This window comes from Kitasatospora sp. McL0602, from assembly GCF_052076145.1.
GTDB lineage: Bacteria > Actinomycetota > Actinomycetes > Streptomycetales > Streptomycetaceae > Kitasatospora.
The window spans coordinates 3905552-3919888 of record NZ_CP197246.1; the positions used below are offsets into that span (position 1 = coordinate 3905552).

15 protein-coding genes, 1 tRNA gene and 1 other RNA gene are annotated in these 14337 nt (G+C 70.6%); 12 read left to right on the forward strand and 5 right to left on the reverse strand.

Annotated features, from left to right (window positions below):
- The first annotated feature begins 67 nt into the window (after positions 1-67).
- Positions 68-757, forward strand: coding sequence for a DUF4386 domain-containing protein (locus ACR68M_RS17800; protein WP_441245079.1), 690 nt, complete (start codon positions 68-70; stop codon positions 755-757).
- A gap of 19 nt (positions 758-776) precedes the next feature.
- On the opposite strand, the gene ACR68M_RS17805 is transcribed toward ACR68M_RS17800, so the two are convergent.
- A complete protein-coding gene (locus ACR68M_RS17805) occupies positions 777-1418 on the reverse strand; it encodes a TetR/AcrR family transcriptional regulator (protein WP_441245080.1) in 642 nt (213 codons plus the stop codon).
- Between the two features lie 100 nt (positions 1419-1518).
- Here ACR68M_RS17805 and ACR68M_RS17810 point away from each other — a divergent pair, with 100 nt between their 5' ends.
- The 4 genes from ACR68M_RS17810 (at position 1519) to ACR68M_RS17825 (ending at position 4210) form a co-directional block, all read left to right on the forward strand.
- Positions 1519-2103: a dihydrofolate reductase family protein gene (locus ACR68M_RS17810; RefSeq protein WP_441245081.1), complete on the forward strand. Its 585-nt coding sequence runs from the start codon at positions 1519-1521 to the stop codon at positions 2101-2103.
- 36 nt (positions 2104-2139) lie between these two features.
- Positions 2140-2526 (forward strand): VOC family protein, encoded by a 387-nt coding sequence (locus ACR68M_RS17815; protein WP_441251639.1) that lies wholly within the window; start codon positions 2140-2142, stop codon positions 2524-2526.
- A 76-nt stretch (positions 2527-2602) separates the two neighbouring features.
- Positions 2603-2806: a hypothetical protein gene (locus ACR68M_RS17820; RefSeq protein WP_441245082.1), complete on the forward strand. Its 204-nt coding sequence runs from the start codon at positions 2603-2605 to the stop codon at positions 2804-2806.
- A 69-nt stretch (positions 2807-2875) separates the two neighbouring features.
- Complete coding sequence (locus tag ACR68M_RS17825; RefSeq protein WP_441245083.1) at positions 2876-4210, forward strand: hypothetical protein; 1335 nt, start codon at positions 2876-2878, stop codon at positions 4208-4210.
- A gap of 204 nt (positions 4211-4414) precedes the next feature.
- On the opposite strand, the gene ACR68M_RS17830 is transcribed toward ACR68M_RS17825, so the two are convergent.
- Entirely contained in the window at positions 4415-4993 is a 579-nt protein-coding gene (locus ACR68M_RS17830) for a TetR/AcrR family transcriptional regulator (RefSeq protein ID WP_441245084.1), read from the reverse strand.
- Positions 4994-5080: 87 nt separating this feature from the next.
- Here ACR68M_RS17830 and ACR68M_RS17835 point away from each other — a divergent pair, with 87 nt between their 5' ends.
- From ACR68M_RS17835 to ACR68M_RS17850, 4 genes are all read left to right on the forward strand, one after another.
- A complete protein-coding gene (locus tag ACR68M_RS17835) occupies positions 5081-5896 on the forward strand; it encodes an SDR family oxidoreductase (RefSeq protein WP_441245085.1) in 816 nt (271 codons plus the stop codon).
- A 95-nt stretch (positions 5897-5991) separates the two neighbouring features.
- Complete coding sequence (locus tag ACR68M_RS17840) at positions 5992-6855, forward strand: haloalkane dehalogenase (protein WP_441245086.1); 864 nt, start codon at positions 5992-5994, stop codon at positions 6853-6855.
- A 202-nt stretch (positions 6856-7057) separates the two neighbouring features.
- On the forward strand, positions 7058-7864 hold the full coding sequence (locus ACR68M_RS17845; protein WP_441245087.1) for an MBL fold metallo-hydrolase: 807 nt from the start codon (positions 7058-7060) through the stop codon (positions 7862-7864).
- 5 nt (positions 7865-7869) lie between these two features.
- A complete protein-coding gene (locus ACR68M_RS17850) occupies positions 7870-8286 on the forward strand; it encodes a nuclear transport factor 2 family protein (RefSeq protein WP_441245088.1) in 417 nt (138 codons plus the stop codon).
- Between the two features lie 280 nt (positions 8287-8566).
- Here the strand turns inward: ACR68M_RS17850 and ACR68M_RS17855 are convergent, their stop codons facing one another.
- Together ACR68M_RS17855 and ACR68M_RS17860 are read right to left on the reverse strand one after the other, a co-directional pair.
- Positions 8567-9589, reverse strand: coding sequence for a VOC family protein (locus ACR68M_RS17855; protein ID WP_441245089.1), 1023 nt, complete (start codon positions 9587-9589; stop codon positions 8567-8569).
- Positions 9589-10482 (reverse strand): ketopantoate reductase family protein, encoded by an 894-nt coding sequence (locus tag ACR68M_RS17860; protein WP_441245090.1) that lies wholly within the window; start codon positions 10480-10482, stop codon positions 9589-9591. Before ACR68M_RS17860 ends, ACR68M_RS17855 begins: the two co-directional genes overlap by 1 nt.
- 254 nt (positions 10483-10736) lie before the next feature.
- Between ACR68M_RS17860 and ACR68M_RS17865 the strand changes: the two genes are divergently transcribed.
- Positions 10737-11639, forward strand: coding sequence for a LysR family transcriptional regulator (locus tag ACR68M_RS17865; protein ID WP_441245091.1), 903 nt, complete (start codon positions 10737-10739; stop codon positions 11637-11639).
- 144 nt (positions 11640-11783) lie between these two features.
- Here ACR68M_RS17865 and ACR68M_RS17870 read toward each other — a convergent pair.
- Positions 11784-11868: transfer RNA gene (locus tag ACR68M_RS17870), tRNA-Ser, on the reverse strand.
- A 128-nt stretch (positions 11869-11996) separates the two neighbouring features.
- Between ACR68M_RS17870 and ffs the strand changes: the two genes are divergently transcribed.
- Positions 11997-12093: signal recognition particle sRNA small type (gene ffs, locus ACR68M_RS17875), an RNA gene on the forward strand.
- A gap of 76 nt (positions 12094-12169) precedes the next feature.
- Positions 12170-14329, forward strand: a complete 2160-nt coding sequence (locus ACR68M_RS17880) for a DNA polymerase III subunit gamma and tau (protein ID WP_441245092.1) — start codon at positions 12170-12172, stop codon at positions 14327-14329.
- The last annotated feature ends 8 nt before the right edge of the window (positions 14330-14337 follow it).

Below are 14337 nucleotides of genomic sequence, written 5' to 3' on the forward strand. Positions count from 1 at the left end.
GGTGTACGCCGTACACCTGCTCTCCGTGGGCGCTCTGCCCTCGGATCTCGTCAACGAAGGAGTCCCGGTGGCCGCACCGAGAAAGACCGCGACAGTCGTGGGCGTGCTCTACCTCGTCACCCACGTCACGTCGATCGCCGGGCTCGCCCTGTACGGCCCGGTCCTGCACGACTCCGGCTACGTCCTCGGCGCCGGCTCGGACGGGCGCGTGCTGCTCGGCGCCTTCATGGAGGTGCTCCTCGCACTCTCCGTCATCGGCACCGCAGCCACGCTGTTCCCCGTCGTCAAGCGCCGGAACGAGGGTGTCGCCCTCGGGTACCTCGGGCTCCGCACCCTCGAAGCCGCCGTCATCGCCGTCGGCATCGTCAGCCTGCTGGCGGTGGTGACGCTGCGTCGGCAGGCGACGGGAGCCGGGGGCGCGGACGCGGCCTCGTTCGCGGCGGTCGGCAGAGCACTCGTCGCGGTCCACGACTGGACGTTCCTGCTGGGCCCCGACTTCGTCCTCGGGGCCAACACGACCCTGATCGCGTACCTGATGTACCGGTCGAGGCTCGTCCCCCGGTTCATAGCCGTCCTGGGGCTGGTCGGCGGCCCGCTGATCTTCGCGTCCGCGATCGCCGAGCTGTTCGGCGTCTACCAGCAGCTCTCCGTCTGGGGGTCGCTCACCGCAGTCCCCGTCTTCGCCTGGGAGCTGACGCTCGCCGTCCGGCTCATCGTCAAGGGCTTCAACTCCCCGGCCTGCGCCGAACTGGCCTGACATCCCCCGTGCGGCGGAGTCACGAATCCACGGCGGCGGGCCGGTCGCCGAGAGCGGCGGCGAGCAGACCCCGGACGTGGTCCGCCTCCGGGGTCAGCGTCGCCTCGATCTCGTCGTCGTCGCAGCCGGCCAGGGTGAGTTCCTGGATGCGGCGGAACAGCAGCCGGTCCGCCGCGGCGATCAGGGCGGCGGCAGCCAGGGGGGCGATGGCCGGGGCGGTGTCGGCGGCGGCGGCCGCCAGCGCTGCGGCGAGAGCCTCCTCGCGCTGGTCGTGCAGCTCGCGCAGCCGGGCGGTGAGGGTCGGGCTGTCGGCGACCATCCGGGCGAACGCGGGGCCGGTGAAGCCGACGACCGGGCTGTGCTCCCGCAGGCTGCTGCGGAAGGTCCGGGCCACTGCGGCGAACGGCGTCTCGCCGTGCTCCCGGTCCGCGACCGCCTGGGCCAGGCCACGGGTGAACGTCTCGTGGTGGTCGAGGGCCAGATCCTCCTTGCGGGGGAAGTAGTTGGTGACGGTCTTCTTGGCCACCCGGGCGGCGGCGGCGATCTCGGTGATCGTGGTCCGCTCGAAGCCCTGCTCGATGAAGAGCCGGGTGGCGCTGTCGGAGATCAGCTGTCTGGTCTCCTGCTTCTTGGACTCGCGGAGTCCCAGTTCGACGGTCATGGGGAAATCTTACGCCCGTCGTAAAAATATCCTTGACGGACCTTGGCTCCCTCATTAAAGTTATGCTCGTCGTAAATTTACCCCGAACGAATGGATCCTCTTGCGCAAGCTCACCTACTTCGTCGGCGTCTCCATCGACGGCTACATCGCCGCCCCGGACGGCACCTTCGGTTTCATCGACGCGCACGTCACCGAGGACTACATCCCGTACCTGGCAGGCGAGTTCCCGGATGCCCTGCCAGCCCCGGCGCGGGCCGCCTTCGGCGTTGCGGAGACGCCCAACACCCACTTCGACACCGTCCTGATGGGTCGCGGCACCTACGGCCCGGGTCTGGCCGTCGGCCTCACCAACCCGTACCCCCACCTGCGGCAGATCGTCCTCTCCCGCACCCTCCCCACCAGCCCGGACCCAGCCGTCGAGGTCACCGCCGAGGACCCGGTGACCCTGGTCCGCAAGCTCAAGCAGGAGGACGGCCTCGGCATCTGGCTCTGCGGCGGAGGCGGCCTCGCCGGTCAACTGCTGCCCGAGATCGACGAACTGATCATCAAGCAGTACCCGGTCGTGGCGGGCGCGGGCATCCCGCTCTTCCGCGCCGACTTCGCGCCGCACACCTTCGAGCTCACCGGCAGCCGCGTGTTCGAGGGCGGCAACGTCGTCCTCACGTACGCGAAGACCACCGCCTGACCCACCCCGCCACGTACGAACCCGGCAGGAGCCACCCTGAACGTCACCGCCTCGACCATTTCCCTCACCGTCGCCGACGTGGACGCCTCCCGCGACTTCCTCGGCACCTACCTCGGGTACCGGACGGCCATGTCCGCCGACGGCTTCGCGTCCCTCACCCGCGACGACGGCACCGCCGCCGACATCGTCCTGCTCCGACAGGGCACCGAGGTCCTCCCGCCCGAGCAGCGCGACCGCCTCGCCGGCGGCCTGATCCTCGCCCTCACCGTCACCGGCCTCGAAGCCGAGGAACAGCGCCTCCGCGCAGCCGGCGCCCCGATCACCATGCCCCTGCGCGAAGAGCCCTGGGGCGAACGCCTCTTCCAACTGACCGACCCGAACGGCATCGTCTTCCAACTCGTCGAGTGGACCACCCCGGCGTAGTCGGACCGCCGCCGCACTTCGCCCGCAGGCAGCCAGGACATGGGCCCAATTCCTACTTCTTCGACAATCTGGCTCCATGACTGAGACGCCCTACAGCATCGGCGAGGGGCCGGCCACCAGAGTCAGCCGCTCCCTGCCCGAAGGTACGGCCGAAGCGATCCGCCAACGGGGCCAGATCCTGGCCGAGTACCTGGCCGACTATGAGCGTCGGCAGGGGCCGATCTCGTCGGCCGAGCAGGATCGGGCCCGGCAGGTCCTCGACGAGGTGTTCGCCGAGTAGGGCAGAAGGCCCAGACCCGATCGCTGCCACCCCAGGCGAGGTAGCTTCGCTCTGACGAGGGGGGACGCGATGGAACTGATCTGTGGCCATGGGGCGCCGTCGTACGGCAGACCGCTGTGCCCGCACATCCGAGCGGCGGCGCAGCCGCTCGGCTACTTCACCCGGTACACCGGCGTCGGTCTGTCCGTGGACCGGGTGTGCCAGGCGTGCCGGGACTGCGTGGCCGACGGGCTGGCGGTCGTGACGGATGCCGTCTGTGAGGAGTGCTTCGATGTCGTGGACGGCGACTTGGTGGGCTGGGTCGGGATGCCGGAGGTCCGGGACCGTCCGAGGGACGTCGACCCGACTGTCCGGAGCACCGCCGTGCCCGTCGGCCTGGGGGCGGTCGTCGACCTCGCGGCTGTCGACGAGGCTGCGGCCGTGTGGCTGGCCCTGTGCGAGGACGGTCGGATCGTCCGGTGGGAGAGCGACAGCGGCACCTGGACCGTGCTGGCCCGCTCGACGGTCGAGGTCCAGGAGGATGCAGAGCCCTGGGCCGGCCGTCAGCAGGTACGCCGTCTGCACGTCTCGCCGGACGGCCGGTTCGCGGCGGTGGTGCTGGACCACGGCCGGCACGGCGAGGTCTTCGACCTGTCCACCGGCACGGTGACGCTGACACTGGACGGCGGAGGCTACCGCCCGGACACCGTCCGGTTCTCGGCAGCCTTCGCGGAACACCGCGGACGGACCGTACTGGTCCATCGGACCGGCTGGAACCGGCTCGACGTCTCGGATCCACAGACCGGCCAACTGCTCACCGTCCGGGAGTTCGAGGCGGCCCGGACCGGCAGTTCGAGGCCGCCGCATGACCTCGACTTCTTCCACGGCGCCCTCACCGTCAGCCCGGACGGCAGGCATGTCGCGGACGACGGCTGGGTCTGGGCGCCCTCCGGGGTCGTCACCGCCTGGAGCCTGTCCCGTTGGCTGGACGAGAACCCCTACGAGTCCGAGGACGGCCCCAGCCTGCTGTGCCTGACCCTGTGCACTCACTACTGGGGCCGGCCGGTCGTCTGGATCGACGAACGCCGGGTCGCGGTCGGCGGCCTGGGCGAGGACGACTACGAGATCGCGCCCGGAGCCAGGATCTTCGACATCGACGGGCCCAGCCACCGCACGTCCGGTCTCGCCAAGGCCCTGGAGACCACGGCATTCGGTGGTCCGGACGGCCGGTTCTTCAGCGACGGCGGGCTGCTCTTCTCGGCCTCCCCACCCGGCCTGGAGATCTGGGACCCCTCGGAAGGCGTCCGCCTGGCCTCCGTCCCGGACTTCCGGCCGACCCACCATCACCGCACTGCCCGGGAACTCGTCCAACTGGACGGAGCAGAGCTGCTGCGCTGGAGCATCGACCCGAGCCTGCTGCCGTGACCAGCCGGCTGAGCCCTGATGAATGGGCTCGGAAGTGACGCCACTACCCGGCCAGGGAGTCGAGCCCCGATCGTGCGGTCGCTAGTTGTCGGGGTCCTTCGGATGCCGAGTGGAGCCCGCCGCTTCCACGCCGCGCTGGCCTGGCCGCTCCGGCGGGCCACGACCTGAACCCCGCCCGCCGGGTGGGGGCGGCTGCTCCGGTCGTCAGGTGAGCGAGTCGATCCAGCGTTCCAGGCGGCGCCCCTCGGTGGCCATGAGCTCGGGGGAGCGGAAGGTGTTGGTGAGCAGGGAGATGCCTTGGTACGCGGCGATCAGGGCGACCGCGAGTTCGCGGGAGTCGTCGCGTCCCATCGCCTGGAACTGCTGCTCGGCCCAGTCGATGAGGACCTGCATGACCTTGGCGACTGCCTGGTCGAGGCCGTCGGCGCGCTTGTCGAGCTCCGAAGCCAGGGTGCCGGTGGGGCATCCGAACCGGGCCGTGAGCTCGCGCTGGTCGACCCAGCCGTTCAGCAGTGCCTTCAGCCTGTCCTGGGGGGCGGGGAGCGCGTCGAGTGCGCCGATCATGGCCTGGAGATTCTGCGCGTGCGCGTCGATCGCCGCCTCGACCAGCTCGTTCTTGGTCTTGAAGTAGTAGTAGACGTTGCCGACCGGGACGTCGGCCGCTCGGGCGATGTCGGCGAGCGTGGTCTGTTCGACGCCCTGTTCGTGCAGCACCTGGGCTGCGGCGGCCGCCAGTCGTTCCCGCTTGCCTCGCGATCGCGGGGCACTTTCTGAGTGAGTCACCTGACTAACTGTAGACGCGTGACGCGGCGTCGGCTAGGGTCTCACCTAAGTCAGCCAACTAACTTACTCACTCACCGTGGAGTTCTCATGATCGTTGTGACGGGTGCGACCGGGAACGTCGGCCAGGAGCTCGTGCGGATCCTCGTCGAGGCCGGTGAGCAGGTGACTGCCGTCTCCCGCCGCCCGGCCCAACTTCCCGACGGTGTGCGGCACTTGCAGGCCGACCTCGCCGAGTCGCAGAGCCTGCGCACGGCCCTCGACGGCGCCGAGGCGCTGTTCCTGCTCGTCGCCGGCGACGACCCGCAGGGCATCCTCGACCTCGCCGAGGCGGGCGGAGTGCGGCGCGTCGTCCTGCTCTCCTCCCAGGGGGTCGGGACGCGACCGGAGGTCTACCGCCATCCGGCGGCCTTCGAGGACGCGGTGCGCCGCTCGGGCCTCGAGTGGACGATCCTGCGGTCGGGGGGTCTGAACTCCAACGCCTTCGCGTGGGCCGAGACGATCCGTACGCAGCGCACGGCCGCTGCGCCGTTCGGAGATGTCGGGCTGCCCACCGTCGACCCGGCGGACGTCGCCGAGGTCGCGGCCACCGTCCTGCGCGAGAGCGGCCATGCGGGCCGCACGTACGACCTCACCGGGCCTGCCCCGGTCACCCCGCAGCAGCGGGCCGAGGCGATCGGTGACGCGCTGGGCACGCCGGTGCGGTTCGTCGAGCAGACCCGCGCCGAGGCCCGCGCGCAGATGCTGACGTTCATGCCCGAACCGGTGGTGGAGGGCACCCTCGCCATCCTCGGCCGTCCGCTGCCCGCCGAGCAGGAGGTGAGCTCCGCCGTCGAGCGCATCCTCGGCCGGGCGCCGCGCACCGTCGCCGACTGGGCCGCCCGCACCGCCCCGGCCTTCCGCTGACCTCCGGGGCCTCCCGAGACCGGGCCTTCCCGAGACCGGGCCGAGGCCGCGGTGGACCGACCGACGCACCCCTACACCTGACAGGACCAGCCACCATGCCCGTTCAGCCTGTACTCGACTCGACCATGTTCCACCGGGAGCGCGGCGCCGGTGTGCCGATGGTCTTCCTGCACGGCAACCCCACCTCCTCCCACCTGTGGCGGGACGTCCTCCCCGCCGTCGGTGGACCGGGCCGGCTGCTGGCCCCGGACCTGATCGGCATGGGTGAGTCGGGCAAGCCGGACATTGCCTACACGTTCGCCGACCAGGCCCGCTATCTGGACGCCTGGTTCGACGCGCTCGGCCTCGAAGACGTCGTGCTGGTCGGACACGACTGGGGTGGCGCCCTTGCCTTCGACTGGGCCGCCCGGCATCCCGACCGGGTGCGCGGCATCGCCTTCACCGAGACCATCGTCAAGACGATGACCTGGGAGGAGTTCCCCGAGGGCGGCCGCCCGCTCTTCCGGGCGATCAAGACACCCCAGGTGGGCGAGGCCATGATCCTCGACGACAACGCCTTCATCGAGCAGGCGCTGCCCGGCACCGTCGCCACCCCGCTCACCCCGGCCGACCTGGACGTCTACCGCCGCCCGTACCCCACCAGGGAGAGCCGCCGCCCGCTGCTCCAGTGGCCGCGATCGATGCCGCTGGGCGGTGACCCCGCCGATGTCGTGGCCAGGATCGAGGCGTACGACAAGTGGCTGACGACGAGCGCGGACGTGCCCAAACTGCTCCTCACCTTCGCCCCCGGCCCCGGAGTCATGATGAGCCCGGCGATCGTCGACTGGTGCGCGGAGAACATCGCCGCTCTCGAGATCGAGCACCACGACGGGGTCGCCGGCCACCACACCCCGGAGGACCAGCCGCTCGCGATCGCCGGAGCCGTCGCCGCCTGGGCGGACCGGCACCGGCTCCGCTGACCACGTGTTCACCTCGCCAATGGCTGAGCCCCTAAACCGAGGCCCGAGGCCCGAGGCCGCTCCGCATGCCGCCCATGGCGTCGCGTGTTGGACTCCTTGCAGGACGTGGACGGCGCCACACCCGAGGGCCCTGTTGGGACTGCCATCACCCCGGCGCCGTGGTCGCGTTCCTTCGGACTCTCCTGACAAGGAGCACCTCTGCATGACCACCCTCGACTTCAAGGTCATCGACCTGGACTTCCCGGTCGGCACCAAGAACAAGACCGCCACCCTGATCGTCGGTGAGCGCGAGGCCCTGCTGGTCGACGCGGGCTTCACCCGTGCCGACGGCCACCGCCTGGTCGCCGAGATCCTCGACTCCGGCAAGACCCTCACCACCGTGTTCATCAGCCATGCCGACCCGGACTACTACTGGGGAGCCGAGGTCGTCGCGGATGCCTTCCCCGACGCGCGGATCCTCGCCACACCGCTGGTCGTCGAGCACATCGCGCAGAGCTTCGAGGGCAAGCTCGCCGCCTGGGAGCCGGTCGGCGTCAACCGGCCGACCCGCCTGGTGGCGATGGAGCCGCTGACCGGCGACATCAGCCTCGAGGGCCACCGCTTCGAGCTCAGGGGCGGCCCGACCGGCCTGCCGGACCGGCACTACCTCTGGCAGGCCGAGCACCGCGCGATCGTCGGCGGCGTCCTGGTCTTCCAGCAGGAGCACGTCTGGACCGCCGACACCGCCAAGCCCGAGCAGCGCACCACCTGGATCGAGCTGCTGGCGGAGATGGCAGCCCTGGACCCGGCCCTGGTCGTGCCCGGCCACCGCCTTCCCGGCACCGCTGCTGACATCAGCGCGATCACCTACACCCGCGACTACCTGAAGGCGTTCGAGGCCGAACTGGCGCGTGCGGCCGACGGCGCGAGCCTGACCGACGCCTTGGTCGCGCTGTACCCGAAGTCCGGGATGCTGATCGCCGCGCAGATCGGCGCCAAGGTCGCCAAGGGCGAAATGGCCTGGGGCTGACCGCCATGACCTCTGACGACTTCAGCCGCTCCACCGCCCCTGCCGACGTGGTGCGCCGCCAGTACCTCGCCTCCGCCCACGGCGACCTCGAAGAGCTGCGCGCCACCCTGGCCGACGACGTCGAATGGACCGAGATGGCCGGCTTCCCGCTGGCCGGCACCTACCGCACCCCGACCGGCGTCACCTCCGCCGTGATGGAGCGCCTCGGCGCCGACTGGGACGACTGGACCGCCCACGACGACACCTACGTCGTCGACGGCGAGAACGTCGTCGTCCTGGCCCGCTACACCGCCACCCACAAGAGCACGAAGAAGGCGATCGACGTCCGCGTCGCCCATCACTTCGTCGTCCGCGGCGGAATGATCGTCCGCTTCGAGCAGTTCGTCGACACCGCCAAGGTCCGCGACGCCATGACCGCCTGAGATCGCCCGGCAACGGCAACCAGAACGGCAACCACGGAACGCTGAAGGCCCCGACCGATTGCCCGGTCGGGGCCTTCGAGCTGCGCTGGCGGGCAGAGGCGGAGGATACGAGATCCGAACTCGTGAGGGGTTGCCCCCAAACACGGTTTCAACTGTCCGTCCGGCCGTTCGGGGGTGGTCGCAGGCGTCCTGACGTGCGGGGTCCTCGCAGTGCGGCCACGCCCGGCGGTCCCGGGGTTCGATGACGACTGCGGGTCGGCTTCACCGACAGGCAGACAGCTCAGATCCAGGTATTGGTCGGTGGCTGACGGTCGTAGGTGCTGATCTCGATCAGGTTGCCGTCCGGGTCGCGCAGGTAGGTGCTGGTGATCGGGCCTTGGGCACCGGTGCGCGGCACGGGGCCTTCCTCCACGAGTACTCCGCTGGCGGCAAGGTGGGCCAGGATCTGCCCGTGCGGCGTATCGGTGACCAGGCACAGGTCGGCGCTGCCGGGGGTGGGATGCGTGGCGTGCGGGAGAAGCTCGCGGTCGACCTGATGGAGGTTGATCTTGCTGGTGCCGAAGGCCAGCGCACGGCGTCCGTCGCCGAAGGTGACCGGGTGCATGCCCAGGACGCGTTCGTAGAAGTCGATGGTCCGTGCGATGTCGGCGACTGTCAGTACCAGGTGGTCCAGGCCGGTGATCCGGATCCCCGGCCCCGCGTCGGGGGCGTACCGGCTGAGCTGCTGCACGCAGGCATCCCGCGCCGTAGCGGAGAGCAGGTCGCGCGAGCGGGTGAACAGCCGGTGCAGGGCGGGGCCGTAGCGGTCGGCGAGGTCGGCGTTGTGCGCCAGTACGTCGAGTTCGTTGGCGGCAGTGATCTCGAGGAAGGCACGCACGTCCGGTTCCGGTGGGGTGTGCTCACGGCCGGTGAAGCGGTCGCGGAAGACCACCGGTCGCCCGCTCGCAAAGCGCGGATACACGACGCCGCGGTCACAGCTCGCGTAGAGGTGGACCAGTGCCTCGGCCCGTTCGCCGATCAGCTCGGCGAGGAGTGCGCGCTCGGTGGTGTCCACCAGGGCTTGGTCGAACCCGTCGGTTCCGTATGCCGCGTGGCACAGTCCCGCGGCCTGCAGGTCCGGATCGGCGCCCCACTCGCCCAGGAGGCGCGCGACGCGGATCAGGTGGTCCAGGAGCGTTCCGCCGGGGTGGGGCATCTCGCCGGCGCCCCGGGCGCGTAGGAACTCCTCGACGGTGGGCCATGCCGCCGTAGGGCCGCCGCCGCTTTTCGCGTTACCGTCGTCGGCCAGGTCAATCGGCCGCATCAGGCCTCCGGGTTCGCCCGGCGAGCTACCTCGGCAACCAGCTGGGCCGTGGCCGGGGTCTCGATCCCGTGTGCGGCTCCGGCGCGCAGGACCGCCCCGCCGATGGCATCGAGTTCGAGCGGGCGGCCGGCCTCGGCGTCACGTTGCATCGAGGACTTCATCGTGTGCGGGGCCCGGTCGAAGAACGAGAGCACGGTGTCGGTCGTCACCGGTGTGCCGGCGGCCTGTGCGACGGCGATGATCTCGTCGAGCACGGCGAGCAGTTCGGGGCGCCGGTCACTACGGATGGTCCCGACATCGGCCTGGTGTCGGGTGGTCAGCAGGGCGAACGGGGCGAGGAAGGCGAGCTTGTCCCAGAGCATCGCGGTCTCGTCGGTGCGCAGGATCACGCCGAGGCCGGCGTGCCGTAGATGGTCCGCGAAGTCGTCGAACGGTGCTGCCAGTTCGAGGTTGGCGAAGGGGCTGGTGTGGATGATGCACCCCGGTGAGGTGCGGGTGGCCTCGACCCTGATCGTCCCGGCGACGACCTTGGCCGAGGGGTAGCGCTTGCGCAGCAGGGTGAGGTGGTCGAGGCCGTTGAGCAACGGGATCACGATCGCGTCGCCGAGGGAATCGGCCGGGACGCGGTCGAGCGCCTGGTCGAGGGCGGTCTGCTTGACCGTCACGAAGACGGCGTCCACCGGCTCTCGCAGCTGCGTGTCGGCCTCGACTGCTGTGGTGAAGTCCCCGTACTGGGCGCTCTCGATGCGCAGGCCGTCCTTCCTCAGCACGGCGGCGGTCTCCTCGCTGGCCAGGCAGATGACGCGGTGTCCGTCACGGGCGAGCAGCGCGCCGATCAGACCTCCGACGCCGCCCGGTCCGAGGATGGCCACCGTCAGGTTGGTTCTGGTCACGTGTGCTCCTGTCGTCCTTGGGAGACGTGTGCGGTGGGGCGGAGGGCCGGCGGTGGGAACTGCGGATGGACCACCGTGCTTTCCCCCTCGGCGCGTTACGGGTCGGCACCCGCCATGCGTTCACCGCGTCCGGATCGGGTGAAAGCAGCGGGCGGGTTGCCGCCCTGGGCCCTGCATCGATGATCAAGCATCCCGGAAACCCAAGTCAATCCACGGATTTGCTGGCACATACCCAAGCGATACCTTGGGTCGCTGTGACTCTTGACGATCTCCGTGTCTTCACCGCGGTCTGCCAGGCCGGCTCACTGAGTGCGGCGGCCCGCGACCTGTCCTGCACGCAGTCCGCCGTCAGTCAGCATGTGAAGCGGCTTGAGCGGGAGTTGGGCCTGAGCCTGCTCGAACGACACACGCGCGGGGTGGTGCCGACTCCGGCCGGACGCATGCTGCACGCGGCGGTCACCGAGGGCCTGGGGTGCATCGACCACGCACTGCGCCGGCTCGAAGAAGTAGCACGTGCGGAAGGCGGATCGGTGCGGGTCACAACAGGGGCCACGACCGTCCGGCACTTCATGTCCGCTGCCGTCGTCGACTTCCGGCGGCGCTATCCCCAGGCCAGCCTCGAATTCCAGACCGAAACCTCCAATCGCGGCTGTTTCGAGGCGCTCGCTGCCGGCGGCGTCGACCTCGCCTGGATCACCCTGGGTCCCGCGACTCGCACTATCGAGCAGCGCCCTGTTGTCGAGCTTCCTTGGGCGCTTGCCGTCTCGGCGGCCGATCCTCTGGCGGCCAAGCCCTTCCTGGAACCGGCTGACCTGCAGGACGCCCGGCTCATCGGTCTCCCGGAGAACTCGACCTCCCGCCTGCAACTCGGCGCCTGGCTTGCGGAATCCGGGATCCGGCCGGTGTTTGACACCAGCGTCACCGATTGGGACACCGCGATCCTTCTGGCCGAGCTGGGACTTGGCCACGCCGTCGTCCCGGCCCTGCCTGCCTGGAGCGGTCCCGGACACCCGGACCTGCGGCTGATCCCCATCCCCGCGCTCCCGGCCCTCACGGCGGGCTGGGCAGTGCGCCGCTGGGACGCCCTCTCCCCGCTGGCTCGCGCGTTCGCCGAGACCGTCGCGCACCACTGCGGCTCACAGACCGTCCTTGGATAGACCCAGGCTGAGGGGCGCGCCCAACCCTCGAGTGGACCTGCTGAAGGCCGCCGGTATCAGCACCTGGCCGGACGCATCCCTGCAACGCCGAAGGCCCCGACCGCTGGGCGGTCGGGGCCTTCGAGCTGCCCTGGCGGGCAGAGGCGGAGGATACGAGATTCGAACTCGTGAGGGGTTGCCCCCAACACGCTTTCCAAGCGTGCGCCCTAGGCCACTAGGCGAATCCTCCGTGGGAGAGCTTAGTACATGTTTTGGGGTGCTCGCGACCACCTATCTGCAGGTGGTCGCAGGTGGGTGCCTGCGGATGGATGGCGGGGGTGGGCGGTGCGAGTCGGGGCCGCGATCCGGTACTCTTGGGGCAGCCCCTCGTGTGGCGTTATCTCTCTGAACTCCCCCAGGGCCGGAAGGCAGCAAGGGTAGGAGGGCTCTGGCGGGTGCACGGGGGGTCTTTGCATGCCCGGAGGGTCTCTGGGCGCCCGGGGGGATGACGGGCTCCGCGTTTGTCTGCCCGTCCCGATATCGTCGGTGGCGTGTCCCTAGCCCTGTACCGCCGCTATCGCCCCGAGACTTTCGCCGAGGTCATCGGGCAGGAGCACGTGACCGCTCCGCTCCAGCAGGCCCTGCGCAACAACAGGGTCAACCACGCCTACCTGTTCAGCGGCCCGCGCGGCTGCGGCAAGACGACGAGCGCCCGCATCCTGGCCCGCTGTCTGAACTGTGCCGAGGGTCCGACGCCGACGCCCTGCGGGGAGTGCCAGAGCTGCACTGACCTGGCGACGGGCGGGCCCGGTTCGATCGACGTGATCGAGATCGACGCCGCCTCGCACGGTGGCGTGGACGACGCGCGTGAGCTGCGGGAGCGGGCCTTCTTCGCGCCGGTCCACAGCCGGTACAAGATCTTCATCCTGGACGAGGCGCACATGGTGACCTCGGCCGGCTTCAACGCGCTGCTGAAGGTTGTGGAGGAGCCGCCGGAGCACCTCAAGTTCATCTTCGCGACCACCGAGCCGGAGAAGGTGATCGGGACGATCCGCTCCCGCACCCACCACTACCCCTTCCGGCTCGTCCCGCCCGGCACGCTGCGCGACTACCTCGCGGACGTCTGCGGGCGCGAGCGCATCCAGGTCGAGGACACGGTCTTCCCGCTGGTCGTCCGGGCGGGCGCCGGCTCGGTTCGTGACTCGATGTCGGTGATGGACCAGCTGCTCGCCGGTGCCGACGAGGGCGGCGTGACGTACCAGATGGCGACCTCGCTGCTCGGCTACACCGACTCGGCGCTGCTGGACGAGGTGGTGGACGCCTTCGCCGTCCGCGACGGCGCGACGGTCTTCCAGGTCATCGACCGGGTGGTCGAGGGCGGGCACGACCCACGCCGGTTCGTGACGGACCTGCTGGAGCGGCTGCGGGATCTGGTGATCCTGGCGACCGTCCCGGACGCGGGGGAGAAGGGGCTGATCGACGCCCCCGCCGACCGGGTCGCGATCATGCAGGCCCAGGCCGACCGCTTCGGCTCGGCCGAGCTGAGCCGGGCCGCCGACATCGCCAACACCGGTCTGACCGAGATGCGGGGCAATGCCGCGCCGAGGCTCCAGCTGGAACTGATCTGTGCCCGGGTGATGCTGCCCGGTGCGTACGACGACGAGCTGTCGCTGCTCGCCCGGGTGGACAAGCTGGAGCGGCGCGCAGCCGTCGGCGGCCTGACCGCCCCGGCGCAAGCGGCGAGCTTCGCGCCCCCGGCCAGCCCCCTGGTTACGCCGGTGGAGCAGGTTGTGGTGCAGGCACCAGCGCCCACGGCGCCCGCGCCCACCGCGCCCGCCCCGGTGCAGCAGCAGCCCCAGCAGCCCCAGCAGCCTCCCGCTCCCGCCCCTGCCGCCGCTCCCGGCGCGTGGCCGATCCCGCGCAGCTTCCCGGCGCCCGGCGGCGCCCCAGTCGCGCAGCAGCCACAGCCGCAGCAGCCACAGGAGCAGCAGGCCCCGGCCCCCCAATCCGTGCCGACCCCGCAGCCCGTGCCGGTCGCGGCGGTGCCGCAGGGCGGCCAGCCGTCGGCCTCGGCGCAGCAGGGTGCGGGGCAGGTCCGGCAGCTCTGGCCGCAGATCCTGGAGGCGGTGAAGAACCGGCGCCGTTTCACCTGGATCCTGCTCAGCCAGAACGGTCAGGTCGCCGGGTTCGACGGCAGCACGTTGCAGGTCTCGTTCATCAACGCGGGCGCCCGTGACAGCTTCGTCGGCAGCAACAGCGACGACGTGTTGAAGCAGGCACTGGCCGACGCCCTCGGCGTGGACTGGCGGGTCGAGTGCATCGTCGACCCCTCCGGCGGCGGGAGCACGGCGGCGGCTCCGCCGTCGCAGGCGCAGGCCCTCCGGCCGGCACCGCAGCAGCAGTTCCAGCAGCAGCCGGCACCGCAGCAGCCCCCGGTCCAGTTCCAGCAGGCACCGGCCCAGCCGGAACAGTCTCAGCAGAACCAGCAGCACCAGCAGTACCAGCCGCAACAGGAGCAGCCCCAGGCTCCCGCCCGGCAGCCCGAGCCGCCGCGCCCGCCCGCCTCCTCGTCGCAGCCGACCGCCCCCGAGGACGAGTACGTGCCGCAGGCCGACGACCAGGTGCTGAAGGCGGAGACGGTGTCCCCGCAGGAGCTGATCGTCCGGGAGCTCGGGGCGACCGTCCTCGAGGAAATCCACCACAACGGGTGAGCCGCTAG